General features: G+C 62.6%; 27 protein-coding genes. 12 read left to right on the top strand and 15 right to left on the bottom strand.

What is annotated here, in order from left to right:
• The first annotated feature begins 5 nt into the window (after nt 1-5).
• Nucleotides 6-1331 (top strand): ATP-binding protein, encoded by a 1326-nt coding sequence (locus AC1DVV_RS07310; protein WP_477702350.1) that lies wholly within the window; start codon nt 6-8, stop codon nt 1329-1331.
• A 108-nt stretch (nt 1332-1439) separates the two neighbouring features.
• Here the strand turns inward: AC1DVV_RS07310 and AC1DVV_RS07305 are convergent, their stop codons facing one another.
• Nucleotides 1440-2069, bottom strand: coding sequence for an NADPH-dependent F420 reductase (locus tag AC1DVV_RS07305; RefSeq protein WP_477665962.1), 630 nt, complete (start codon nt 2067-2069; stop codon nt 1440-1442).
• Between the two features lie 106 nt (nt 2070-2175).
• Here AC1DVV_RS07305 and AC1DVV_RS07300 point away from each other — a divergent pair, with 106 nt between their 5' ends.
• Both AC1DVV_RS07300 and AC1DVV_RS07295 read left to right on the top strand, forming a co-directional pair.
• Nucleotides 2176-3105, top strand: coding sequence for a LysR family transcriptional regulator (locus AC1DVV_RS07300; RefSeq protein ID WP_477665963.1), 930 nt, complete (start codon nt 2176-2178; stop codon nt 3103-3105).
• 109 nt (nt 3106-3214) lie between these two features.
• Nucleotides 3215-4129: a ketopantoate reductase family protein gene (locus AC1DVV_RS07295; protein WP_477690138.1), complete on the top strand. Its 915-nt coding sequence runs from the start codon at nt 3215-3217 to the stop codon at nt 4127-4129.
• Nucleotides 4130-4141: 12 nt separating this feature from the next.
• Here the strand turns inward: AC1DVV_RS07295 and AC1DVV_RS07290 are convergent, their stop codons facing one another.
• Nucleotides 4142-5122, bottom strand: a complete 981-nt coding sequence (locus tag AC1DVV_RS07290; protein ID WP_477702352.1) for a GlxA family transcriptional regulator — start codon at nt 5120-5122, stop codon at nt 4142-4144.
• A 127-nt stretch (nt 5123-5249) separates the two neighbouring features.
• Between AC1DVV_RS07290 and AC1DVV_RS07285 the strand changes: the two genes are divergently transcribed.
• The 7 genes from AC1DVV_RS07285 to AC1DVV_RS07255 all read left to right on the top strand — a co-directional run bounded on the left by AC1DVV_RS07285 (nt 5250) and on the right by AC1DVV_RS07255 (nt 11610).
• The gene (locus tag AC1DVV_RS07285; RefSeq protein ID WP_477665966.1) at nt 5250-6068 is read left to right on the top strand and encodes a dienelactone hydrolase family protein; all 819 of its coding nucleotides are present in this window, start codon (nt 5250-5252) and stop codon (nt 6066-6068) included.
• A 334-nt stretch (nt 6069-6402) separates the two neighbouring features.
• Nucleotides 6403-7215, top strand: coding sequence for a formate/nitrite transporter family protein (locus AC1DVV_RS07280; protein WP_457280785.1), 813 nt, complete (start codon nt 6403-6405; stop codon nt 7213-7215).
• A gap of 63 nt (nt 7216-7278) precedes the next feature.
• The gene (locus AC1DVV_RS07275) at nt 7279-9021 is read left to right on the top strand and encodes a bifunctional protein-serine/threonine kinase/phosphatase (RefSeq protein ID WP_477702353.1); all 1743 of its coding nucleotides are present in this window, start codon (nt 7279-7281) and stop codon (nt 9019-9021) included.
• 133 nt (nt 9022-9154) lie between these two features.
• Nucleotides 9155-9553 carry an MAPEG family protein gene (locus AC1DVV_RS07270; RefSeq protein ID WP_457280787.1) on the top strand — a complete coding sequence of 133 codons (399 nt, stop codon included), beginning with the start codon at nt 9155-9157 and terminating at the stop codon, nt 9551-9553.
• Complete coding sequence (locus AC1DVV_RS07265) at nt 9550-10197, top strand: SDR family NAD(P)-dependent oxidoreductase (protein ID WP_457280788.1); 648 nt, start codon at nt 9550-9552, stop codon at nt 10195-10197. Before AC1DVV_RS07270 ends, AC1DVV_RS07265 begins: the two co-directional genes overlap by 4 nt.
• Complete coding sequence (locus AC1DVV_RS07260) at nt 10152-10901, top strand: cupin domain-containing protein (RefSeq protein ID WP_457306759.1); 750 nt, start codon at nt 10152-10154, stop codon at nt 10899-10901. Before AC1DVV_RS07265 ends, AC1DVV_RS07260 begins: the two co-directional genes overlap by 46 nt.
• On the top strand, nt 10876-11610 hold the full coding sequence (locus AC1DVV_RS07255; RefSeq protein WP_457280790.1) for a Crp/Fnr family transcriptional regulator: 735 nt from the start codon (nt 10876-10878) through the stop codon (nt 11608-11610). The genes AC1DVV_RS07260 and AC1DVV_RS07255 overlap by 26 nt, the downstream gene beginning before the upstream one ends.
• Before the next feature lie 8 nt (nt 11611-11618).
• On the opposite strand, the gene AC1DVV_RS07250 is transcribed toward AC1DVV_RS07255, so the two are convergent.
• A complete protein-coding gene (locus AC1DVV_RS07250) occupies nt 11619-12077 on the bottom strand; it encodes an EVE domain-containing protein (RefSeq protein WP_457280791.1) in 459 nt (152 codons plus the stop codon).
• Nucleotides 12078-12230: 153 nt separating this feature from the next.
• On the opposite strand from AC1DVV_RS07250, the gene AC1DVV_RS07245 reads away from it, so the two are divergent.
• Entirely contained in the window at nt 12231-12554 is a 324-nt protein-coding gene (locus AC1DVV_RS07245; protein WP_457280792.1) for a metalloregulator ArsR/SmtB family transcription factor, read from the top strand.
• A 16-nt stretch (nt 12555-12570) separates the two neighbouring features.
• A complete protein-coding gene (locus AC1DVV_RS07240) occupies nt 12571-13992 on the top strand; it encodes a DUF2867 domain-containing protein (RefSeq protein WP_457280793.1) in 1422 nt (473 codons plus the stop codon).
• A gap of 59 nt (nt 13993-14051) precedes the next feature.
• Here AC1DVV_RS07240 and AC1DVV_RS07235 read toward each other — a convergent pair whose 3' ends face one another.
• The 12 genes from AC1DVV_RS07235 to AC1DVV_RS07180 all read right to left on the bottom strand — a co-directional run bounded on the left by AC1DVV_RS07235 (nt 14052) and on the right by AC1DVV_RS07180 (nt 24252).
• Nucleotides 14052-15680 (bottom strand): hypothetical protein, encoded by a 1629-nt coding sequence (locus tag AC1DVV_RS07235; RefSeq protein ID WP_457280794.1) that lies wholly within the window; start codon nt 15678-15680, stop codon nt 14052-14054.
• A 213-nt stretch (nt 15681-15893) separates the two neighbouring features.
• Nucleotides 15894-16082 (bottom strand): hypothetical protein, encoded by a 189-nt coding sequence (locus AC1DVV_RS07230; RefSeq protein WP_477665972.1) that lies wholly within the window; start codon nt 16080-16082, stop codon nt 15894-15896.
• A 27-nt stretch (nt 16083-16109) separates the two neighbouring features.
• On the bottom strand, nt 16110-16832 hold the full coding sequence (locus tag AC1DVV_RS07225; protein ID WP_477707177.1) for a M23 family metallopeptidase: 723 nt from the start codon (nt 16830-16832) through the stop codon (nt 16110-16112).
• Nucleotides 16832-17893, bottom strand: coding sequence for a L,D-transpeptidase family protein (locus tag AC1DVV_RS07220; RefSeq protein WP_477702355.1), 1062 nt, complete (start codon nt 17891-17893; stop codon nt 16832-16834). Before AC1DVV_RS07220 ends, AC1DVV_RS07225 begins: the two co-directional genes overlap by 1 nt.
• Before the next feature lie 157 nt (nt 17894-18050).
• Complete coding sequence (locus AC1DVV_RS07215; RefSeq protein ID WP_477702356.1) at nt 18051-18737, bottom strand: alpha/beta hydrolase family protein; 687 nt, start codon at nt 18735-18737, stop codon at nt 18051-18053.
• Between the two features lie 63 nt (nt 18738-18800).
• Complete coding sequence (locus tag AC1DVV_RS07210; protein WP_477690145.1) at nt 18801-19073, bottom strand: YkvA family protein; 273 nt, start codon at nt 19071-19073, stop codon at nt 18801-18803.
• Nucleotides 19074-19192: 119 nt separating this feature from the next.
• Nucleotides 19193-19432 carry a hypothetical protein gene (locus AC1DVV_RS07205; RefSeq protein ID WP_477702357.1) on the bottom strand — a complete coding sequence of 80 codons (240 nt, stop codon included), beginning with the start codon at nt 19430-19432 and terminating at the stop codon, nt 19193-19195.
• A gap of 41 nt (nt 19433-19473) precedes the next feature.
• Nucleotides 19474-19683, bottom strand: a complete 210-nt coding sequence (locus AC1DVV_RS07200) for a hypothetical protein (RefSeq protein WP_477702358.1) — start codon at nt 19681-19683, stop codon at nt 19474-19476.
• Between the two features lie 70 nt (nt 19684-19753).
• Nucleotides 19754-21385, bottom strand: coding sequence for a HEAT repeat domain-containing protein (locus tag AC1DVV_RS07195; RefSeq protein ID WP_477702359.1), 1632 nt, complete (start codon nt 21383-21385; stop codon nt 19754-19756).
• Entirely contained in the window at nt 21382-22698 is a 1317-nt protein-coding gene (locus AC1DVV_RS07190) for an amidohydrolase family protein (protein WP_477702360.1), read from the bottom strand. Before AC1DVV_RS07190 ends, AC1DVV_RS07195 begins: the two co-directional genes overlap by 4 nt.
• Complete coding sequence (locus tag AC1DVV_RS07185) at nt 22685-23311, bottom strand: hypothetical protein (RefSeq protein WP_477702361.1); 627 nt, start codon at nt 23309-23311, stop codon at nt 22685-22687. Before AC1DVV_RS07185 ends, AC1DVV_RS07190 begins: the two co-directional genes overlap by 14 nt.
• On the bottom strand, nt 23311-24252 hold the full coding sequence (locus tag AC1DVV_RS07180) for an ABC transporter permease (protein ID WP_477665980.1): 942 nt from the start codon (nt 24250-24252) through the stop codon (nt 23311-23313). The genes AC1DVV_RS07185 and AC1DVV_RS07180 overlap by 1 nt, the downstream gene beginning before the upstream one ends.
• Nucleotides 24253-24310: the final 58 nt, after the last annotated feature.

Here is a 24310-nt window from a genome sequence, read left to right as displayed (position 1 = left end):
TTTCCATGAAGCTGTTTCCACGCAGCCTGTTCGGCCGCAATGTGCTGCTGATCGTGGTGCTCATTGTGGTCGGCCAGCTGGCCAGCGCGCTGCTGGTGCGCCAGCTGATCATCAAGCCGCGGCTGGCGCAGCTTTCGGTGGCGGTGGCGCGCAATGTCAGCTCCATCCGTGCCGGCCTGGCCGCCATGCCGCCCGCGCAGCGCGAGGCCTTTGTGGCGCAGTTCAACCGCCGTGCCATGCAGGGCATTGCCGATGACGACGAGGTTGACGGCCGCGGCGAACGCCGGCTGCTGAGCCGGCTTGAGCGGCGCTTCGTCAATGAGGCCTCGCGCGGCATTGCGCTGGAAGGCGAGGGCTCCGAAATCATCTGGCGGCGCGAAGCCGGTGGCAGCCTGGCGGTGCGGCTTCGCCTGGACGGCGCCGACCATTGGGTCAACTTGCCCGGCGTGCTGCCGGCGCGTGAATTCACCGGCGCCTGGGTCGTGACATCATTCGCCAGTGCCTTGCTGGCCTTGCTGGGCGCGCTGTTGATTCACCGTTACCTGAACCAGCCCTTGCGCCGCGTGATGGCTTCGGCGCACACACTGGCGGGCGGCACCAGCCCGCAGCCGCTGCCCGAAGACGGCCCGACGGAAATCGCCGACCTGAGCCGCAGCTTTAACCAGATGGTGCGCAGCCTGGCCCAGGCCGACGACGAGCGCACGCTGATGCTGGCCGGGGTGTCGCACGACCTGCGCACACCCCTGACCAAACTTCGCCTGGGCATCGAGATCCTGCGCGACAAAAGTGATCAAGGCGACGATGAGCTGATGGCCCGCATGACGCGCGGCGTGGAAGAAATGGACGCCATCATCAGCCAGTTCCTGGACTTTGCCCGCAGCACCGAAAGCGAAGCGCCGGCGCCGGTGGCGCTGGATGTGCTGGCGGCTGAGGTGGCGGCCGCCTCGGCTGGCCACGGCATGCCGGTGGCGCTGCAGGGCGGCAACCCGCCGCCCGTGCCCTTGCGCCCGCGTGCGATGCGCCGCGTGCTCACCAACCTGGTCGAAAACGCCTGGCGCCATGGCCTGCCGCCGGTCACGATGGTCACCGGCGTACAAGGCGACTCGGTCTGGATAGCGGTGACAGACCACGGCGCCGGCATCGACGCGGCGCAGGCCGAGGCTTTGAAACAACCGTTTCGCCGCGCTGAAAGTACGCGTACCGGCCCGCCCGGCGCAGGGCTGGGCCTGGCCATCGTGGACCGCATCGTGCGCACGCATGACGGCAAGTTTGAACTGCTGCCTGCCGACGGTGGGGGCCTCTGCGCCCGGATCACGCTGCCGCGGGCCTGAAAATACCCAAAAAAAGGCCTCAAAAGGCCTTTTCAAGCATCAAAACGGGCTGCAGGCCAATAGAGACGAGCGCAAGCAGCTATTGATTTGATAGCGATTGCTGCGGCTTCAGCCGAACTGCACCAGGTTGAGAATGGGCAGCGGGCCGCCGGGGAACTGCGCCAGGCGTCCACCCACGGCCAAAGCGCCGAGGTCGATTCCCGAGAACCCGAGCTGGCTGATCAGTGCCGCCACGGTCGCCTTTGCCTTGGCGTCGTCGCCTGAGAAAAACAGCACGCGTTTGCCGCCCTGGTCGGCGGGGTCAGTGGCCAGCAGCCGGGCGACCAGGTGGTTAAAGGCCTTTACCACGCGCGCGCCGGGCACCAGCTCGGCAAACACTTCGCTGGAGGCGCGGCCGTTCAGCTCAACGGGCCGGAGAGGAGGGCCTTCGACAGCGTTGTTGGCGTCAATAACGACACGGCCGCCAAAGTTGGGCAAACCGGCCAGCGCCTCAGGCAGGCGCCCCCAGTTGACGGCCACCAGCACGATGTCTTTTGTGGCGGCCTCCTTGACGGTGCCGGCGTGGATGGTGGGGCCCAGTTCGCGCACGATGTCTTTGAGCGAGTCCGGGCCGCGGCTGTTGGACAGCGTGGCATGGATGCCCTGGCGGGCCAGGGTTTTGGCAAATGCCGTGCCGATGGCGCCGGCGCCGATGATCCCGATGCTGGGGGTGCTGGATGGGGTTGAGGGGGTAGACATAAATTCACTCCTTGGTTGTTGATGGGTGAATGATGGGTTTTTGATTGCCTTTTGATAAGCCGGTAATTGATTGAATTATTTTCAATCATTACTTTAAAATGGCGAAGTGGAAACCCTGGCCAACCTCGAATCGTTTATTCGCAGCGCCGAAGGCCGCAGCTTTTCGGAAGCGGCGCGGCGCCTGGCGCTGACGCCAGCTGCCGTCAGCCGCAATGTGGCCATGCTGGAGCGAAACCTGGGCGTGCGGCTGTTTCAGCGCTCAACCCGCAAACTCACGCTGACCGAAGCCGGTGAACGCTTCCTGGGATCGATCGGCGGCAACCTCGACGCGCTGCAGTCCGCCATCGCGGCCGTTTCCAGCGACAGCGGCACTCCCGCGGGCCCGCTCAAGGTCAGCATGTCACCCACCTTCGGCACCGAGTACATCGTGCCTTTGCTGCCGGCCTTCCTGGACCGTTATCCGCTCATACGTCCTGACTGGTACTTTGAAAACCGACCGGTCGACCTGATTGCCGAGGGGTATGACGCGGCCATCGGCGGCGGCTTTGAGCTGTCACCGGGCGTGGTGTCTCGCGCGCTGGCCCCGATTCACCTGGTCGCCGTGGCGTCGCCCGCCTATATGGCAGGCCAGCAGGCTCCAGCCAACCCCACGGGTCTGGCCGGGCTCAAAGGTATCGCTCTGCGTTCCAGCGGAACGGGCCGGGTTCGCCAGTGGGTCATGCGCGACGCGGCCGGTGCTGAGGTTCCGGCAGTTTTTATGGAGTCAATGGTCATGAACGATCCGACGGCCATGCGCGCCGCGGCGCTGCTGGGTCTGGGGGTAGCGCTCGTGGCTTTGCCCGATGTGCTGCCTTTGCTGGAGCGCGGCGAGCTCGTCAGGGTGCTGCCGCAGTGGTATGTCGATGCCGGCGCGATCTCGATTTACTACGCCACGCGCAGCCAGATGCCCGCCAAGACGCGGGTGTTTATCGACTTCGTCGTCGAGGCCTTCGAGCGCGACCAGCTGGCCCGGCGCTTTGCCGGCGGCCCCGTGTAGACCGCGAATAGGTTTCCAAGAGGCCCGGCCGCCTGCAGGGGCGGCAGACTTCACCCACAATTCCTTTTTCCGTTTCCGTATCTGCATCTCACCGAAGGCAAAGACCCCCATGACCCAATCCCTCAAAGTCGCCGTGATGGGCGCAGGCGCCGTTGGTTGTTATTACGGCGGTATGCTGGCCCGTGCCGGGCTTGACGTGGTGCTGATCGCCCGGCCCCGGCATGCTGACGCCATCCAGAGTGACGGCCTGCACATGGAAACCCGCACTTTCGACGAACACGTGCGCCTGGCCGCCAGCAGCGAACCCACCGCCGTGCAGGGCGCCGACCTGGTGCTGTTCTGCGTGAAATCCACCGACACCGAAGCGGCCGGTGCATTGATCCGGCCGCACCTGGCACCGGATGCGCTGGTGCTGTGCCTGCAAAACGGCGTGGACAACGCCGACCGCCTGCGCACCGTGCTGCCGCAGCACGCCGTGGCGGCCGCCGTGGTGTACGTGGCCACCGAAATGGCCGGCCCCGGCCACGTCAGGCACCACGGCCGCGGCGAGCTGGTGATTGAGCCGGCCAGCCGGAGCGAGGCCGTGGCCCAGGCCTTCATCGCAGCCGGTGTGCCGGTTGAAATCTCCAGCAACGTGCGCGGCGCGTTGTGGGCCAAGCTCATCCTCAACTGCGCCTACAACGCCGTCTCGGCCATCGCGCAGCTGCCGTACGGCAAAACCGTGCAAGGCGAGGGCGTGAAAGACGTCATGCGCGACGTGGTGGCCGAATGCCTGGCCGTGGCAGAGGCCGAAGGCGTGCAGGTGCAGGGCGACATGCACCTGGCCGTGGACAAACTGGCCGGCAGCATGCCCAACCAGTTGTCATCCACCGCACAAGACCTGGCGCGCGGCAAACCCACTGAGATCGACTACCTCAACGGGCTGGTCGTCAGGCGCGGTGAAGCGCTGGGTGTGGCCACGCCGGCGAACCGGGTGCTGTGGGCTCTGGTGAAGTTGATGGAGTCCAGGCAGGCCCTCACCTGAATCGCCGGGCTCTCAAGCTCTTAACCCCGCCGCCCGGTATCGGCTCGGGTTGGCGCCCGCCGCCTTGTGCATCATGCGCCGGAGCGCCGTGGCATCTTCGTAGCCCACTTGCTCGGCCACGCGTTCGATGGTCATCCGGCTGGACTCAATCAGCATCCGCGCGCGATTGAGCCGAACGCTTTGCACCAGCGCCATCGTGCTCTTGCCCGTGGCTTCACGCACATGGCGTGACAGCGTTCGCTGCGACATCGCGAATTCGTTTGCCAGTGCCTCCACGCTCGGTGGGCTGGGCAGGGCGGATTCGATGCGCGCCACCAGGCGGGCCACCAGTGCGTTGCCGCTGGAGAGCATGGCCGGCACCACAAAAGGCGCTTGCGCCTGCCGCCCGTCGATCAAGAGGATGCGTCCTACAGCCTCGGCCAGGGCTACCCCGAACTGCTCGCGTAGCAAATGCAGCATCAGGTCGGTTTGCGCAAAGGCGGCACCTGCGGTGCTCACCGGGCCGTCGGCGCACACCATCCGGTCGGCATTGACGGTACAGGCCGGCTCCCGCCTTCGAAGCTCCTGCGCCAGCCACCAGGAGGTGGTGACCCGGCGCCCGGCCAGCACACCGGCCGCCTGAAGCAAAAAAACCGCCGAGCACGACGCCGCAACACGGCCACCGTGCGCAGCATGCGCGGCGACGGCCTGAATCACGCGTTGCGCGTCTGCGGTGGCCAAGCCGGTGTTGAGGGCCTGCGGGTTGTCCAGGCCCAGGCCCGGCGCGATCCAGGTGGCAGCATCGGGCCGGTAGCGCCGGGGCAGGGCCGCGGTGTCTATGTGAAGGCCCGAGCTCAGCGGCACCGGGCCGCCGGTGGCTGACAACACGCGCCAGGTGGGGCGCGCCAGCTTCATGCGCGGCGCGAGGGCAGACGCGGCCTGCAGGATATCGAGCGTGGCCGCCACGCCGGTGGCAAAGGTGCCCGGCAGCAGCAGGAGGGTGAAATCTCGCATTGGCTGAAAAGGCCTTAAACATGTCGAAATAGACACTGGGAGTTTACGCGCGTGCGGTGCCAAATTCATCTGTTCCATGAATTCCACGGACGCCATTGCTCCCACCGTTCGCAAAGCAAGGACACCGATGACAACGCGCAAGCTGACCGAAGACGACTCCCTCGAGGATTTCACCCAGCGCGAGATCACGCTCGACGGCATCACCAGGAAGGTCTACCTCATGGGTACAGGCCCGGCCGTGATCGTCATGACCGAGATGCCCGGCATCAGCCCGCACGTGGCGCGCTTCAGCCGTTGGGTGCGCGACGCAGGTTTTACCGTCTACATGCCGTCGCTCTTTGGCCGCGACGGCGCCGTGCCGCGTGCCGATGAAGGCGCGGCCATCTTTCAGCGCGCCTGTGTCAGCGCCGAGTTCCGCGCGTTCGCGTCCAACCAGGCCAGCCCGGCCACGCAGTGGCTGCGGGCACTGGCAAGGCTGGCGCATGACGAGTGCGGCGGCCCCGGCGTGGGCGCCATCGGCATGTGCTGGACGGGTAATTTCGCCCTCACGATGATGCTGGAGCCTGCCATGCTGGCGCCGGTGCTGTGCCAGCCGTCGCTGCCGCTCAATGATCCGGCCGGCATCGAAATTTCGCCTGCGGACATCAAGGCCGTCCGCCAGCGGCTGGACCGCGAGAACCTCACGGTGCTGGCCTATCGGTTTGAAGGCGACAGCTTTTGCAGGGCCCAGCGCTTTGCGGCCTATGCCGAGGCGCTGGGCGACCGCTTTGTGGGCCGCGTGCTGCCCGACAGCGCCGCCAACCCCGACGTGCCGCCGTTCTTTGCGGCGCACGTGAAGACACCGCACAGCGTGGTCACCGCCCACCTGATCGACGAGGCGGGCCAGCCCACACTGGCGGCGCGTGACGAGATCCTGGCGTTCTTTGCGCAGCGGCTTGCGCCTTAGCGCCTGTATCCGGCAGTGGCCCAGCTGGCACCAAAATATTTAAAGATGGACACCTCGATGCACAAATTTGGGGCAGTCACTCCCTTCGCAGTGCCAAAACGACGGGTAAAAGCGTCGCTAAAGCGTCGGCAAGCCCGGATTCGCGGTGTTTTGTTAGCGGCACGGTATGTGCTTGCATCCATCAGGTCAGGCTAACGAAGGCCTGCGCAGGGTACGGCAAGCTTCGCAGTGCCCATCGATCTGAATGGATAACGTCGTCCACTTCGGTCTTCAAATCTTTTTGAAGATCTCGAAGTGGATTTTTTTTTGGCAAAACAGGACTTAGAGGGATCGTATGGCTTATTTAGTGCCTTCGGAATTTGTGACCAAGATGGTGGATGCGGGTGAATCCAAAATCTTCATGTCCACCCGCGACACCGTTATCCGGGCCTACATGGCCGGCGCCATCCTGGCTCTGGCAGCCTGGTTCGCCGTCACCATCAACGTGCAGACCGGCCAGCCCCTGCTGGGCGCCGTGCTGTTCCCGGTGGGTTTTGTCATGCTGTACCTGTTCGGCTTCGACTTGCTGACCGGCGTGTTTGTGTTGTGCCCGCTGGCGCTGATCGACAAGCGCCCGGGCGTCACGCTCAAGGGTGTGCTGCGTAACTGGGGCCTGGTGTTCGTCGGCAACTTCGCGGGCGCCTTCACGGTGGCGGTGATGATGGCCATCTACGTCACCAACGGCTTCTCGACCGAGCCCAGCGCCGTGGGCAAGGCTATCGGCATCGTGGGCGAGAGCCGCACGCTGGGCTACCAGAAATACGGTGCGAACGGCATGCTCACGCTCTTCGTGCGCGGCATGTTGTGCAACTGGATGGTGTCGGCCGGCGTGGTGGGTGCGATGATCTCCACCCAGGTCAGCGGCAAGGTGATCGCGATGTGGATGCCCATCATGCTGTTCTTCTACATGGTGTTTGAGCACTCCATCGTGAACATGTTCCTGTTCCCATCCGGCCTGCTGCTGGGCGCGCATTTCACCATCATGGACTACCTGATCTGGAACGAAATTCCGACGGTGCTGGGCAACCTGGTGGGCGGCCTGGCCTTCACCGGCTTGACGCTGTATGCCACACACATTAAAACCGGACCGACACGTTCTTTCAAATAATCCGCCTCCAAAACAAAGGCCCTCGCGCATCTTGCATGCGCGGGGGCTTTGCCGGTACCCCACATGTCCAGTGAACTGAAGATATCGGCAGGTCAGTATTCGGACAAGGGCCGCAAGGAAACCAACCAGGATTTCCACGGTATCTATGTACCTAAAGAGCCGCAACTGAGCGCCAAGGGCATCGCCGTTGCGCTGGCCGACGGCATCAGCAGCAGCGCCGTCAGCGACGTGGCCAGCCAGTACGCCGTCACTGGTTTTCTTGAAGACTATTACTGCACCTCGGAGGCCTGGTCGGTCAAGACATCGGCCGAGCGGATCTTGAGCGCCACCAACTCCTGGCTGCATGCCCAGACGCAGAAAAGCCAATACCGCTACGACAAGGATAAAGGTTATGTGTGCACGCTGAGCGCCATGGTCATCAAGTCGACCACCGCGCATATTTTTCATGTCGGTGACTCGCGCATTTACCGCCTGCGCGGCAAGGCACTGGAACAACTGACCAGCGACCACCGTGTATGGATTTCCCAGGGCCAAAGCTATCTGGGCCGCGCGCTGGGCTTCAAGCCGCAGCTTGAGATTGACTACCAGACCCAGCAGGTGGAGCAGGGCGACATCTTTCTTCTGGCCACCGACGGCGTGTACGAACACGTCAGCGAATACGACATGGCCGGCCTCATCCACATCTGTGCCGACGAGCCTGGCGGGCTGGATATGGCCGCCAAATCCATCGTTGAAAAAGCCCTGGAGCGAGGCAGTGGCGACAACCTCACGGCGCAGATTGTCCGCGTCGATGAGCTGCCCAACAGGCAGGCCGGCGAGCTGCTCCAGCAGCTGTCGGGCTTGCCGCTTCCGCCCATCCTGGAGGCCAGGACGCAGTTTGACGGCTACACCATCGTCCGCGAAGTGCACGGCAGCAGCCGCAGCCACATCTACCTGGCCACAGACAATGACACGGGCGCGCTTGTCATCCTGAAAACTCCGTCGATAGATTTGGGTGGCGACCCGGCCTACCTTGAAAGGTTTTTGACGGAAGAGTGGATCGCCAGGCGCATCAACAGCGCGCATGTGCTGAAGCCTTATGTGCCGACCCGAAAGCGCCATTACGTGTACGTGGCCACCGAATACATAGACGGGCAAACACTGAGCCAGTGGATGATTGACAACCCCAGGCCCGGCCTGGAAGCCGTGCGCGGGCTGGTGGAGCAAATCGCCAAGGGCCTGCGCGCGTTTCACCGGCTGGAGATGTTGCATCAAGACCTGCGGCCCGAGAACGTCATGATCGACAAGACCGGCACGGCCAAAATCATTGACTTTGGTTCAACCCGCGTGGCCAGCCTCATGGAAGCAGACGCGCCCGGCGGGCACAACGACATCCTGGGCACGGCCCAGTATTCGGCGCCGGAGTATTTTGTGGGCGAGGGCGGTACCACGCGCTCAGACCTTTTCTCGCTCGGTGTCATTACCTACCAGATGCTGACCGGCAAGCTGCCCTACGGCGCCGAAGTGGCCAAATGCCGGACCCGGGCCGCACAAAGCAAACTGCGCTATGACTCGGTGCTGTACGAAGATCGTGACATACCCGCATGGATGGACGGCGTGCTCCGCAAGGCCGTTCACCCCGATCCCGCCAAACGCTATGGTGAGCTGTCGGAGTTTTTATACGACCTGCGCCACCCCAATCAGTCATTTCTGGACAAGACCCGGCCGGCTTTGCTGGAGCGCAACCCGGTGGCGTTCTGGAAGGGCCTGTCGCTGCTGCTGGCCGCCTGCCTGTTCATTTGCCTGGTGATCATCGGCAGACATTGAGCCAGGGCGCCGGCGCTGCCTTCTCGCCATCTTTGTGACTCTGTAGCAAAAGCTACAGAACGCTTTTCCCGGCGCGGCTATCTTCGCGTTCGTGCCCGCATTGCGGCATGTCACGAAGAAGGAAAAACCCATCATGTCCAAGGAAATCTACTGGCTGGCATTGACCCTGGCCGCTGCGGCGTTGTTCGCCTTGCCTTACGTTCTCAACCGCATTGCCGTGCGTGGCCTGGGCGGCACGCTGGCCAACCCGTCAGCCACAGAAAAACCCCTTGCCGAGTGGGCCCAGCGCGCACAGCGGGCCCAGGCCAATGCCACCGAAAATCTGGTGATTTTTGCGCCAGCTGTGCTGGCGGTGCAGGCTAGCGGCCGAGCCGATTCGGTGACGGCCGCCGCCTGCGCCGTCTACTTTTTTGCGCGGCTCATTCACTACGTGGTTTACACGCTCGGTGTTCCCGGCGCACGCACGCTTGCCTGGGCAGCGGGCTGGGCGGCCACGCTGGTGCTGATCGGGCGCCTGCTGGGGGTGCTGTGAGCCGGCCCTTCGCACTCATCGCGGGTAGCGGTGGTGTGCTCGGCGAATGGCTTGCGCGGCAGTTCAACGAGGCGGGGTACGAAGTGGCGGGCCTGCGGCGTGCAGATTGCGATCTGGTCGACGGTGAGGCAGTGACGCAGGCCATCGCGGCCCTGATCGAGCGCCACGGCCCCGTCGACACGCTGCTGTACAACGCGGGTCATCTGGCAATTGCTCCTTTTCTTGAACTGGAGGCGAGTGCGCTGCGCAAGTGCCTTGAAGCCGGCCCTGTCGGGGCAGCGCACTGCGCCCGGGCCGTGCTGCCGGGCATGCTGGCCGTGGGGCGCGGCAACCTGCTTTTCACCGGCGCCACGGCTTCGCTGCGCGGGTCGGCCCGTTTCGCGGCCATGGCCGCGGGCAAATTTGCCCTTCGCGGGCTTGTGCAGTCACTGGCAAGAGAGTTCCAGCCGCAGGGCATCCACGTGGCCCACGTCGTGCTGGACGGCTTGCTTCGCGGCTCCGCTGCCGCATCTCGCCACGCGGCAGCAGAAGCCTCGGTGATGGCGCCCGACGGCGTGGCTGCCAATTTCCTGTGGCTTGCGCAACAGGCGCGCACCGCATGGACACAGGAGCTGGACCTGCGGACCGCGTCGGAGAAGTTCTGATGGAGCTGATGCACGTGAACGTCGACCGCACGGCGCCGGTCCTGGTACGGGCCGGGTCGCTGCCGTGGCTGCCGTCGCCGCAGCCCGGGGTTGAGCGGCGCATGCTCGAGCGTACCGGTGCAGAGGTGGCCGTGGCAACGTCGCTCGTGCGTTATGCAGCTGGCAGCCGGTTTGACGCGCATTCGCATGCGCTGGGCGAAGAATTCCTTGTGCTCTGCGGCGTGTTTGCCGACGAGCACGGCTCGTACGGCCCGGGTACCTATGTGCGCAATCCGCCGGGCTCCAGCCACAGGCCCTTCAGCGACGAGGGCTGCACCCTCTTCGTCAAACTGCGGCAGATGGACCTGCTCGAACAGCGCCGCGTTGTCATCAGTGCTGCAGACAGGCCCTGGGTGGATGCCGGAATCGCCCGGCATAGGCGCGCATTGCTGTACGAGGGCCCCAGGGAAACCGTATTCCTCGTACGGCTGGAACCGGGGTGTACCATGGCCGCGCAGTACGTGCGTGGCGGCCAGGAAATGCTGGTCGTCGAGGGTTCGGTCCGTGTCGAAGCCGGCGACGACGCGAGCGCGCGCGCTGCGGGTGCGCAAGACCTCGGCCCTCTGTGCTGGCTGCGAAATCCACACACCAGGCAGCCCGCCCTGGCCAGTTCTGAAGGTGCCTTGTTGTGGATCAAGCGTGGCCACGTGGCACCGCTGGTTTGACGGTGCGGCAGGTCGCCGCGAATGGAGCAATATGCAGGTCTTACGTGAACTTGCCCTTTTCGAGCCTTTCAGCCGCCTGAGTGCGGACGGCCGTAACCTGTTGACCCAGGGTGCTGTTCCGATGAGTGCGCTGGCAGGAACCGGCATCATTCACAAGGGCCAGCCTGCCTCTGGCGCCTATGTCGTGCTGTCGGGCCGGCTGCGCGTCTACACCATCACGCCTGCGGGCACCGAGGCCACGCTGTATCTGGTGGAGCCCGGGGAGACCTGCGTACTCTCGCTCAACTGCCTGTTCAACGATCTTCTTTATCCTGCCTGGGTTCAGGCCGACAAGGCGACGCGTGTCGCTGTCATCCCCGGTCCGTTGTACCGGCAGCTCTTCAAGCAGGAAACGTGCATCCAGGACCTGACGCTGCACGCGCTCTCGACACTTGTTTTCAGGTTGATGGCAGAACTCGATGCCGTTCATTCCTTCAACCACCGGCAGCGCCTTGTGCATTTTGTGTTGCTGCACGCCTCGTCCGATGGAGTATTGAAAACGACGCAGCAGCAGCTGGCCGGGCATCTGGGCACGTCGCGTGAAGTGGTGGCGCGGCTGATGCAGGGGCTGGTCGCCGAAGGTTTCCTGAAAAGCCAGCGCGGCCAGATCATCATCAAGGACCTGTTCGGGTTGCGCCGCCTGCAAAGCCTGCCGCAGTCCGGCGCCTGACAGGCCTTTCACTTTTTGCCGGTGATGGCTTTCCAGTGCTGCGGCTCGACGGGCGTGATGGAAAGGCGGTTGCCCTTGCGCAGCACCTGCAGGTCTGCCAGTTCTGGCCGTGCACGCAAGGCGGGCAGGGTGACGTTGGGTATTTTGCGCAACACCTGCACATCCACCAGCATCCATCGCGGTTCTTCAGGTTTTGACTTGGGGTCGTAGTAGGGCGACTTCGGATCAAACTGCGTGGGATCAGGGTAGGCCGTAGACGCCACCCGGCCGATGCCGACAATGCCCGGCTCGGCACAGCTCGAGTGGTAGAACAGCACGCCATCGCCGACTTGCATCCCGTCACGCATGAAGTTGCGCGCCTGGTAGTTGCGTACGCCGACCCAGGGGACTGTCGAATTTTCGGCTGCTAGCGCGTCGTCGACCGAGCATTCTTCGGGTTCGGATTTCATGAGCCAGTAGCTTGTCATGGGAGAGGCCTTGATGCCTGAGGTTGGGACGGAGCAAAGCTTAGCGGATCGACGGGGCAAAGAAAAGCGCCGACCTCAAACCAGAAGCCCAGAAGCCGCTTGACAGTACGGAATATCTTGAATAAAGTTATTAACAAATAAGTTAATACATCAATGCCTGCATCCCTTGACAAAATATTTGAAGCGCTCGCCTCGGGGCCCAGGCGCCAAATTCTGGCCTACCTCACCGAGAAAGAACTCAGCACCACCGAGCTGGCCGAGCGCTTTGCCATGAGCACGCCGGCCATTTCTCGCCACCTGTCGGTGCTTGAAAACGCCGGCCTGGTGACCAGCGAGCGCAGCGGCCAGTTTGTGCTCTACAAGCTCAACGGTGACAGCCTCGTCAACAGCCTCACGGGTTATGCATTCGAACTATGCCCGGTGGCGCGTCCCCTGAAGCGGGAACGTGCCCCGGCCAGAACACAAAAAGCAAGGTAGAAAGAAGGAGGGACTCATGCTGAATCTCACACAAGTGATTGAAACGTTTCCATCGGTTCGTATTCCATCCGAATCGGGCGGCCTAGCCGTCGAGGTTTCCTTGATTGCCCAGATCGGCCATGGCGCCGGCAATCATCTGTTTGCCAGCGTGGCATCCAGGCAGCGGCAGCACGGCGCGTTTGTCGATGAGCTGGACGAGCCATCAGCCAAACTGGGCGGGACCAATTTTGCCAAAGGTGACGCTACCTCGCTGTATTCATTTGTCGTGGGGCCGAAGGGCCATCCGTTTCACCGCCATGCAGGGCACCGCATCTTCACGGCGGTGTCGGGCAGCGGTGGAGCCCAGTTGCGCTTTTCCAGCGCGTCGGAACAACAAATCCAGGAAGACCCGCAGAACTTCATCCGCGCCCTGCGTTTTGTGAACATACCGCCTGACTGCATGTTCACTGTGCGTTTTGGCGGTGAAACCTGGCACCAGTTTTCTCCGCTCTCGCGCAATTCTTTGCACCCTGTATTTTTTGCGTTGTCTTGCCATACCAATGAACTGGGCGGCAATTTGTCGGAGTCCTTGAAACAGGAGGTGCTGACCAATAAGGCGAGCATCCCATCATTGACGGAGTTGCTGCCGGACGAGGTGAAGGCGTTGCTTCAGGCCAAGGACTTCAAGGCTGATACCGTGCCGACCACGACTTTGTCGCTGGATGCTCCGCCCGGAACATTCCACCGGGTGGTATGCAACACTGTGCGTAGCGGCGCAGGTGTGATGCGAGGTTTGTGGGGTTCGTGGAAAGGGGCGTCGGGCTTTCTGTCACATGGCGGATCTGCCCGAAGCGTGAAGGAGCTCAGCAGCCCGCCACTGGATTCGCTGCTGCTTCAGCAACTGACCGAACTGCGCGTCCATCATGAAGACACTTTTCGCTTGCGCGTGACCGGTACCAACTTTGGGCACACCAGCGCCACAAATCTGCTCGCCACGGTCCTGGAGGGCTTTTTGCTTAACGCGCCCAGCGGTGTGTCCAATCTGATGGCGCTGCGCAATGTTCTGGTTAAACCCCTGGGCCTGCGTACATCGCCATTGGGCTGCCCGGTGTCTTCGCTGTTGTCGCCGGACACCAGCAACCTGTTTGCCAACCGTTACCCGGTGCTTGACCAAAGCATTAATGCAACCGATACCAAGGCACAGGTCATTCTGGGCGCCAATGACAAACATCTGCTGTTCAGGTCCTGTGTCAGCGTGGAAATCGTCGACAAGCATCATGTGGATGTGATGCTGGGTACGCGGGTTCATTGCAAGAATGCCTTTGGCCGCTTTTACATGGCGGCCATTGACTATGTGCATCGCCACTACGTCACACCCACGATGCTGCGGCTGGCTGTGGAATATGCGGTGGTTCAGGAAAAAGAGTCGGTTGTACCCGCCAAACTGGTAACGGCCTGAGAGATCAAGTCAGGAACGTTGTTTTGGCCGTCGCAACTTTGTCACCACCTCGCAGCAACTCACGCCAGCATAAGCAACAGCAGGCATATCAGCATCACCCCCATCTCGAGCCATTCCTGACTCGTCATGCTGAGCATGCGGCGGACCGTCAGCGTCACCACGGGAACCAGCAAGACGAGGCCTATCCAGCGGTCTAGCGGCATGAGGCAGACGCGCGCCAGCGCCCAAAGCCAGGCAGCATGCGCCAGGAAACCCCAGAACTCAGCCCGGCTTGTTTTTGCGGTGACATTCAGCGTAAGGCGCCAGCCGGTGGCCACGGCCTGCCACCATTCCATCTCCTCGTCGTCCAGCACCTTGTGCAGGGCATGCAGGGCCACCACGCCCAGCACCACCGGCCCGACGAAGCCCGCCCCCAAGGCAAGGCCGAGATACAGGGGATGGTCGTAACCCGTGCCGCCACCGCCCAGTTTCACAGTGGCCAGCACCCACGCGCCGCCTACCAGCAGCACCGAGACAACGGCAACCACGCCCTCCGGCACGCCCGCGCTACGCGCCGCGCGGCCGCCGGCAAACAGGCCGAGCGCCAACACGGTGGCGCCGAGGAAGGTCGCCAGCAATGTGGCGGTCGCCTTCCATCCGTGATGCGGCGCAGCCGTCAAACTGCCCGACTCGGGTGGCTCCAGTGCGGTTTTGGCAGGAGACCACTGGCGGTACTTCTCATGCCGGGCCTTCATCAGGCGCTGGCTCCAGCTGACAGCTTGCGGCGCCGCATGCGAGAACGCCAATTCCATGTGGTACAGCCGCTGGTTGCTGTCCAGCTCGTGCGGAACGACCACGGTTTGCAGACCCGCCTTGCCGTTGGCGGCTAGCAGCGCGGGCACCTGCTCGCGCCAATACCCGGGCACTGGAGGTGCTTCGCACGCCAGGGGATCTGATTCGGCGCCGGGCTGCAACAGGGTTACCTCATTGGCCTGCATTTCGCTCTGCCTTATCCGCGTCCTGTCCCAGTTACAGGTAAAGCGCAGCGTGCCTTGCAGGACGATGTCGGGGCGGTACAGGGGCAGTGTCACCGAACTGGTGTTGGCCAGACGCAGCGACAGCATCAGGCGCACCTGACCCTCGGCAGAGGGTGCAGCCCAGATGCCGGGCGCGATAGGCTGCATGTCGCGCAGCTCCAGCGTGAAAACCGGCGCGCCTGAGGTGCCGGGTCCCCAACGCGGGGTCATCGCCTGGTTGATTGCCGTCTGCCAGGTGGCGCGGAACGCGGGGCTCATCACGTCGCCGTGCTGCCGGCCGCGCGCGATGACTGCGGCCACATTGTCTGTTGGCGGTTTCGCCCGGCCCGGCAACCGCCGCATGAGTGACTCCCAAAGGCCTGGCGCGGGTTTGGGCGCGGCGGTCGGTGGCGCTGCGCTGGTCATCTGGGCTACATAGCCATGCAGCAGTTCGGCGCGGAAGGCTTCAAGGTCCGCCTTGGGAGCTTCAGCCCGGCGCAATACGTTCACCAGGAAGTAGGCCTGCGCGGGATTGCTGCCCACACTCGTTTCGTAAAGCGCGGTGGTGTAGGCGGTCGGGACGGACGAAGGATTGGCTGCGAAGGCCCAGCTCTGGAACAGCAGCACGCCGCAGAGAATTTGGCGCAGGGTTCGTGCCATGGTTTTATGCTGCCGCGCGGTACGAGTGAACATGGTTCTCGTCGGCAGCAAGGCCAGGGCACAAAAAACCAGAACCCACCCGTCTGGTTTTTAAGGCCACGCTCTCTTTTGCGTGGGTATTTGCTGTTTTCACGTATCGGTCTCCCTCCGATGAAAGGTGGCTTGCGCAGCAAGCTTGTTTTTTGGTGATCACGCCGATCTTATATTCAAGCCAACTATCGGCAGAAATAGGTGGCAATGCAGGATTTATACCCGCGAAATCCTGACGCACTCGGCCTCGATAACAACAAACATCTGTTGCTCAGGTCTTGCGTGGGTGTTGAGATCGTGAAGGAGCTGCCTGCCCTGCGGCGGTTTGCGGTTAGGTGCGCGACTGTTCAGGAAGGCAGGGGTGAAGGCGCTTGCCAGGCTGGCAAGTGCATAGCGCGTCAGCATGAGCCGGCACGTCATCGGCCGGGTTGCTCACGGCCTGGCGTCGCGCCAGACAAGATAAGGATTCAGCGGGGCGCCGCGCCACCACTGGCGCTCCGGCCCCAGCTTGAAGATCGCGAAGTGCAGGTGCGGTGCGTCGGGTGATGCATTGCCGGTGCTGCCGACATAGCCGATGACCTGGCCTTTGCGCAGGCTGGCGCCTTCGGTGAGGCCTTCGGCATAGCGGTCCAGGTGGGCGTAGTAGTACGCGTACTGGCCGGCCGGGTCGAACTGGTAAATCGTGATGCCACCGGGTTTGCTCAGGAACAGCTTGGCCACTTTGCCGTCCTCGACGGCGAGCACTGGCGTGCCGCGTGCGCTCATGATGTCTATGGCTTCATGCGGGGCGCCTGCTGCGCGCGCCTGGGTGTAGGTGTCGCTGAGCTGGGCGGGCATGACGCCTTGCACCGGAAGTGTCAGGACGCGTAGTCGTAACTGCGAAATGTCCGGGTCATCGGCGACAGATGCGGGTGGGGGCGGCAGGGCCGGTGAGGGCGCGGCTGCCTCTATGGTCTGAACCACAAGGGGTGGCTTGTCGGCCTCTCTTGCCGGGACGGCGGGCGCCAGCGCCTGGCTGGCTGGCGGCGTGGTGGGCTGTATGACTTGTGTAACTGCCTCTTCCTTGCGCGTGCCCAGCATCACGCCTGCCGCCACGGCCAGCAGCGCGCAGATTGCAAACGCCGTTCTCTTGAGGCGGGCGGGTGTGGATGCCATCAAGCCTTGACGCTCACTTTGAAGCCGGCTTTCGCCAGGGTCGAGAGGCGCTCTGCGTCCCAGTTGGTCATGTGAATGCAGCCATTGGTTTCGGAATGGCCCACATTGGAAGGGTTGGGTGTGCCGTGAATGCCCCAGTGCGGTTTGGTCAGGCCCAGCCAGATGGTGCCGACGGGGTTGTTGGGACCGGCTGCGATGTCGACCTTTTGCGCATCCTTGGGTGCGTTTTTCAGCAACGCAGGGTTGTAGGTGAAGCCGGGATTTTTGACCTCGTTCTTGATGGCCATCATGCCCAGCGGCAGCGGGTCGTTCTTTTCATTGCCTATGCTGATGGGAAAACCCGCCACCAGGCGCTTGGCGGTGTCCAGCACGTAGAGCACACGCTCGGACTTGTCGATTTCGATGGAAGCCGCGTTGACCGGCGTGGCGCTGACCGCGATATATGGTACGGTGATCTGCTTGCCGGCCTCGATGTTGATGCCGCCGTTGAGCTGCTTGAGGTAGCCGGTGCTGGTGTGGAATTTTTCCGCCAGCGCTTCTTCCACCGATTCATACACCAGCGCTTTCATCTTCGCGCGCTCGTCCATCGCCACAGGCGTCTTTTCAAAAGGGCCGGCGGCGTCCTTCTCTGTCACGGTATAGCTTGTCAGCAGCGGAGCGCCGTCCTTGCGCAGCGAAACCCAGGTTTCCGCAGTGACGGTACCCGTGGGTTTGAGGTCGTGTGCGCTCTGGTAGGCCTTGACCATGCGCTGCATGTTGGTGGCAAAGCGCCCATCGATCTCCCCGCAGGAGAACCAGGCCCGGTCCAGCATGATCTGTGCGCGCGCTACCGCTGCGCCTTTGCTGCCACTGCGCAGCAAGGGACTGTCGGTGGCGGTGTTGAAGGCTTCTGTATCAAGGGGCTGGTTGCCCGCCGCCGTGTTTTTGGGCTTGGCCGCCCATGCGCCGTTGCCGGTCAGACCCAGCCCGGGCAGGCACAAGGCGAGGACGAGGGTGCGACGGGAGAACTGGGAGAGGGGGGGAGTTACAAGGCGAAGAGATGATTGGGCATCGAGCGGCATGACGGGCTTTCGTAGTCAGGCCAGTCTGGGGGGCGTCAGGCGCATCACCTGTCAGCAGCCATGCCTAGCGGTGGTCAGGTTTAAGCGGGTATTTGTCCTGGCTCACACGCCATACAGAGTGCCAAGCGGCTCTCCTGGTACATCAGGGAACTGACGATCACGCTGCACGCTGGTGCTTCGTCATCCACGCGGCCATGGTGTCCAGCAATTCCTCGCGCACCTGCGCATCGGTGCGGCCTGAACGCACCAGCACGTGAAAGGCGTGGTCGGCGCCATCCACGATGTGCAGGCTTGCCTTTTTACCGAGGCCCGCCGTGGTCTGGGTGATCAAGTCCAGATCAGCAAGGCCATCGCGCGTGCCTTGCAGAAAAAGCATGGGCAGCTTGACGTCTGCCAGGTGCGCGGCTCGATCAGTTGAGGGCTTGCCGGCCGGGTGCAGCGGAAAGCCCACCAGCGCAATGCCTTTCAGCCCGGGCAATGGCTCAGCCACCTGCGCTTGCGTGGTCATGCGCCCACCATATGACTTGCCACCGGCAAACAGCGGAACCCCAGGCATTTGCCGCGCCGCTTCAGCAACCGCCGCCCGGATCGCCGCGTGCGCAACGGCTGGGGAGTCTGGTCGTTTCGAGCCTTGTTGCATGAACGGAAAATTGAAGCGCAAGCTGGCAATGTCGCGTTCCGCGAGACCTTGGGCAATCGCCTCCATGAAGGTGTGGTTCATGCCCGCGCCCGCGCCGTGGGCGAACACATAACACGCCTTGGCGCTGGCAGGTTTTTGCAGCAGGCCGGAGATGGTACCGCCCGAAGGGAGCGGAACGGTCAGTGAAACGGGGCGTGTGGGCATCAATAGAAGGGCGAGCTGAAATGGCGAACTGGCTTGGGATGCCCATTACAGCATCGCCGGTGCTCAGGCCGAACGCTTCGGCGCAGGATCGGCGATCCCGGGCGGCAGGCGGTTGAGGAGCCACCGGATCGCCAGCGGAACCAGCACCAGATCGTCAGCAATCCCGATGACGGGCAGGAAGTCGGGGATGAAATCAATGGGGGAGAGCAGGTAGAGGGCAATTGCTGCGGTGCCCCATTTCAGCCAGGCGGGCGCTTCCGGGTGGCGCAGTGCTGTCCACAGCCGCCGGGCATCGCCGCGTATCACAACCCAAAGCAGGGTCAGACGTTTGAACATGAAAGCTCCTTGGGTGAAGGTGCAAGCCCCGGTGGGCCGCTGGCATCCAGATGGTGCTGTTCGCCCGGCCTGCAAGGACACTAACGGGGTTTTACATTCGCGGCGAACCGGTTCTCCGGTCAGTGCCCCAGGTTGGCCACCAGCTTGTCCGCCGCCCGGACAGCCTCATCGCGCGTGGGCCAGGTTCTGTCGTCGTTGTCATGCAAGGGCGGCAGTGATTCAACATGTACGACATCGATGTACCAGGGACCATCGGGGAGGTGGCACAGCCGGACCATGTAGTTGCGGCCATTTGCGACGCCGGGGACATATTCCTCGATCGGTTCGGGTTCTTCGGCTTCTTCGGGTTCCGTGTTCATCGCGTTTCTTTCCAAAACCAGATTATCCGCAAAGGGTGCCGCTAATTCTTGAGATTGATGTTGAGCGCGGCGAGCTTTTTGGCGCACGCATCCCTGCGTTTGGCTGCTTTTTCCGCGGTCTCGACGGCCATCTGGATCGCCTTGGGTCCTTTGGCTGCAACGGTTTTGATCAATCCGAATTTGTAGGCAGCCTCTGCCTCCGCCTTCCGGTAAGTGGCGATGAGCTCGGCATGGGCAATGGATGAATTCACGGGATACTTCTTGGGGTTTAGTAGGAAATCATAAATCCAGTCGCGACCGACAGCACGCAACACGGCTGGATCAGTGGGCCTTTGCCTTGATGGCGTCAAGCGCTTCCTGTGCTGCGGCACGGCAATCGGGATCGTCATCGCTCAACAAAATTTCCAGGGCCGGCATAGCCGTGATGGCAAGAGGCCCGAGCCCGCCGAGTGCGTTTGCTGCCGCGGAGCGGGGATACCTGGGGTCCGCACTTTCGATGATGCGCACCAGATGTGGGACGGTCCGTGGGTCAGCCGCTATTCGCGCCAAGGCGATCGCGCATGCGGTCGACAGCACGTCGCCAACTGGTTCCACACCTTTGAGCAATTGCGGCGCGGCGGAAATGGCCGTAGGCCCCATTTCTCCTAATGAAAAAGCAGCCCACGCCGCACGCGAGTCGCCTTGCGCTTGCACAAGCGCGAGGAGCTGTGGAATCGCAGCTACACCCACACGCGCCAGTGCCCGGCTCGCGGCAGACCGGACAATCGGGCTCTGATGGCCAAGGGTTGTCAGCAAAGCTGCCATGACCGGGGGATCCGCCGAGGCCATAGATCCCAATGCGTCCGTTGCAGCCCATTGGAGGTCCCAGTTGTCTTCTTCCAGCATGGCTTCGATGAGCTTGGGAAGAAGGGGGGCGGCCGCTGGCCCTAGTTCGCAGATGACATCGCAAACAGACTCGTCGTATTCGTCAAAGACCCGTGCAAGCGCGGGCAGCGACTCACTGACACGCTGGTCAATTTTCCACAAGGCCTTCGAAGCGGGCACAACGCATTCGTCAATATTCAGTGCAGCCACAAGGGCGCCGATGGCATCCAGTGGAGCGGGGCGGATCAAACCCAGAATGTCGCAAACCTGTGATGCTGAAGTGCTGTTGTGGCTCAGCCATCGACAGAGGCCTGTCGCGTGGGAAGAAAGGTCTATCTGGGGGGTCAGCAGCTTCAACTGCGCCAGGACTGCGTGCAACACCCTTTCGCCGGGATCTTGTTCCAATATCCCGAGCAGGACTTCTGCATGCTCTGACGCTGGGAGGCCCAGGGATTCGATGAGGTAAAGCGCTGACCAGCGCGTATCCTCATCGGCATCACTCAGTGCAGAGAAGATGAGCGGACGATGGGCGTGCAGGCGCGAGGGCTCATCCATGTATTTCCCTATATTTCCAAGGGCATGGAGTGCGGACCGGCGATCCGAGGTGATGCCGAACTCAGCCAGTTGAAAGAGAGATTCGACGGTTCGGTTATCACAATCGTGGACGAGGCCTAAAGCCCAGGCTGCGCGTGAGCGGACGTTCTCTGAGGGGTCTTGCAGCAGCCGCCGAAGTGAATCGCTTGCCGAGCGAGCTTCGTCGCCGATGTTGCCGATCGCCCATGCGGCGCGTTCCCGCATCAGTGGGTCAATATCAAGAAGGCTGTCAATCAGTGGCTCGATGCTCTGAGGCTTGCAATAACCAAGAGCCCAGAGCGCGCTTTCCGCCGTTTTGGAATCGGCATCACTCAGTCGTTCGATTAATACCGGAACAGCCGCGGCAGCTTTGCGGCCCACCCTGAATGCCAGGTCATAGAGGGCCTCAACCGCTTCCCGCTTGTCATTCACGCTACTGCTCCGCGCCCTGATGACAAGTTTGCCAACCATTGCGGGCAGCTCTTCGTCATCTGGCGGTGGGTCGTTCCAGTTCATAGACCTCCTGCTGGATAAGGTTCGTGGCCTGGACCTGCTTGCCGGAAATCCGTGCTTGAAGGCCGCTGAGGCAATTGCAGTCCGGTTTTTACTTCCATGGTCTCCGCCAGCAGTTTCCCCTTCTTCCAGACCTTCAAGCGGTTCGCCCGCAATCGGATCGCCTCGACCGGGTCCCGGGCCTGCAACAACACAAAGCTTGCATCACACCCCACCTCCAGCCCATAACCTTTGAGGTGCATCACCTTCGCAGCATTGACCGTCACCGCATCAAAGCACTGGTGTATGCCTTTCTGGCTGGTCATCTGCGCCACGTGCAGGCCCATGTGAGCGACTTCCAGCATGTCGCCGCTGCCCATGCCGTACCAGGGGTCCATCACGCAGTCGTGGCCGAAGGCGACAGTCACACCAGCGGCCATCAGTTCGGGCACGCGGGTCATGCCGCGGCGCTTGGGGTAGGTGTCGTGGCGGCCTTGCAGGGTGATGTTGATGAGGGGGTTGGCGATGACGCTGACGCCGCTTTCGGCGATCAGGGGTAGCAGCTTGCTGACATAGTAGTTGTCCATGCTGTGCATGGAGGTGCAGTGGCTGCCGTTGACGCGGCCCTGCAGGCCCAGGCGTTGAGTTTCATCGGCCAGGGTTTCGATGTGGCGTGAGAGTGGGTCGTCGGACTCGTCGCAGTGCATGTCGACCAGCAGGCCGCGTTCGGCGGCGATTTCGCAGAGCAGTTTTACGCTGGCGGCTCCATCGGCCATGGTGCGTTCAAAGTGGGGGATGCCGCCGACCACGTCCACGCCCTTGTCGAGTGCGCGCTCCAGGTTGTTGATGCCGCCCTTGGTTCGCAGCACGCCGTCTTGCGGGAAGGCGACCAGCTGCAGGTCGATGTAGGGGGCGACCTGCTTTTTGACTTCAAGCAATGCGTCTACTGCCAGCAGGCTCGGGTCACTGGTGTCGACATGGCTGCGAATGGCCAGCAGGCCTTTGGCGACGGCCCAGTCGCAATAGGTGAGGGCGCGTTCGATAAGCGCTTCGGCTGTGAGTAGCGGCTTCAGCTCGCCCCAAAGCGCGATGCCTTCGAGCAGCGTGCCGCTTTCATTGACGCGCGGCAGGCCGTAGCTGAGCGTGGCGTCCATGTGGAAGTGCGGGTCGACGAAAGGCGGGCTCAGCAGGTAGCCGTTACAGTCCACCTCCTCGGCGCCGACGCTCTGCAGATTGGAGTCGACAGCGATGATGCGACCGTCTGCTACGGCAATGTCTTGATTGGTTCGGCCGTCGGGAAAATTGGCATGGCGAAGGATGAGGTCAGGACTTGGCATCGCATTGCTCCACTTGGTTTGGTTCGCCATTGCTCAGAATGTTCGCAAACTCTGCTTGCATGGCTGTGCCCATTGCCTCTCTTGCCGCGATCAAGTCGAGAGCCCATTCCCTCAGGGTGGTGTGAGCGATATCCACAGTTTGACGGCATTTCTCCAGATGAGCCAGCGCAGTCTGGCATCCCTCTACGCTGAAAATGTCAAACTGCTCTATGAGGTGATGGACTAGGTCGTTTCTCAGGGTGACCAACTTTTTCATGTCTTCCTCCAGAGTGACGGCGTTGTCATCAGTCAACTCCAGGGCCCAGCGCGAACGAAAAACAATCTTGCTGGGGTGGGAAGGAAGGTCAGCATCGTCTGGAAGAGACCCGGTCCGTAGGAACGTAGCCTTTGCTTCCTTAACCAGGGTGCCCAAGGTCATGGCTCTGTATTTTTCCACGCGGGCTTTCTTTAAAGCGGGCATGGAGTCAAGGGTGCCTGTTATCTCGGACTCCACCAGGAGTGTTTTGAGTAATTTTTCGTACTGCTGGATCTGAATCAGCAGTCGTCCCATTCTTCGCTGAACCTTGGGCTGAATATATTTCACCGCGGGGTTCGGCTCAAGCGGCGCAATCATCAGCGTTCTCCCTTTCGATAAGGTTTCATCAACGCCTGAGGATACGCCGCCTTGCGCGCCACCAGCACCAGCGCGAGGACGGAGAGGGCGTAGGGCAGCATCAAGTACACCTGATAGGGCACATTCACGATGCCCGAGGTTTGCAGGCGCAGCTGCAGTGCGTCGAAAAAGGCAAACAGCAGCGCGCCCAGCAGTGCCTTGCCGGGCCGCCACGAGGCAAACACCACCAGTGCCACGCACACCCAGCCGCGGCCATTGACCATGCTGAAGAAAAAAGCGTTAAACGCCGACAGCGTGAGGAAGGAGCCTGCCACGCCCATGAGTGCCGAGCCGGCCACGATGGCGGCGGTGCGGGTAGCGGCGACGGAGACACCCTGGCCTTCGGCGGCCTGGGGGTTCTCGCCGACCATGCGGATGGCCAGGCCGGCCGGTGTGCGGTAGAGCAGCCAGGCGATCAACGGCACCAGCAGCAGCGCCAGCAGCGTGAGCGAGGTTTGCGCGGCCAGCACGTTCAGCCCGCCGCCGGGAAAGCCGTCTAGCCAATGCATGGGAGCAAAGGGTGTGATGGTGGGTGGCGTGTCGACTTTGGGAAAGCTGACGCGGTAGCCGTAGTAACTGAGCGAGGTGGCCAGCAGGGTGATGCCAAGCCCGGACACGTGCTGCGACAGCGCCAGGCCGACGGTGAGAAAGGCGTGCAGCAAGCCGAACATCGCACCGGTAAGCGCCGCCACACCCACGCCAACCCACAGCGGCGCGCCGCCATACACGGCCAGCCAGCCGCTGAAGGCGCCGGCAACCATGATGCCTTCGATGCCCAGGTTAAGCACGCCGGCACGCTCACACAGCAACACGCCCAGCGTGCCCAGGATGAGCGGCGTGGCGATGCGCAGCACGGCAATCCAGAAAGGAGCCGCGGCAAGGATGTCGAGCATTTCAGCCATACAGGACGCCTTTTCCCGTTGGCTTGCAGGTTGCTGTCGCTATTGATTTGATAGCTGG

This window comes from Polaromonas sp. P3_B4 (genome assembly GCF_056402835.1).
Note: the sequence above shows the minus strand (reverse complement) of the source record. Positions and strands in the feature narration are given on the sequence as shown.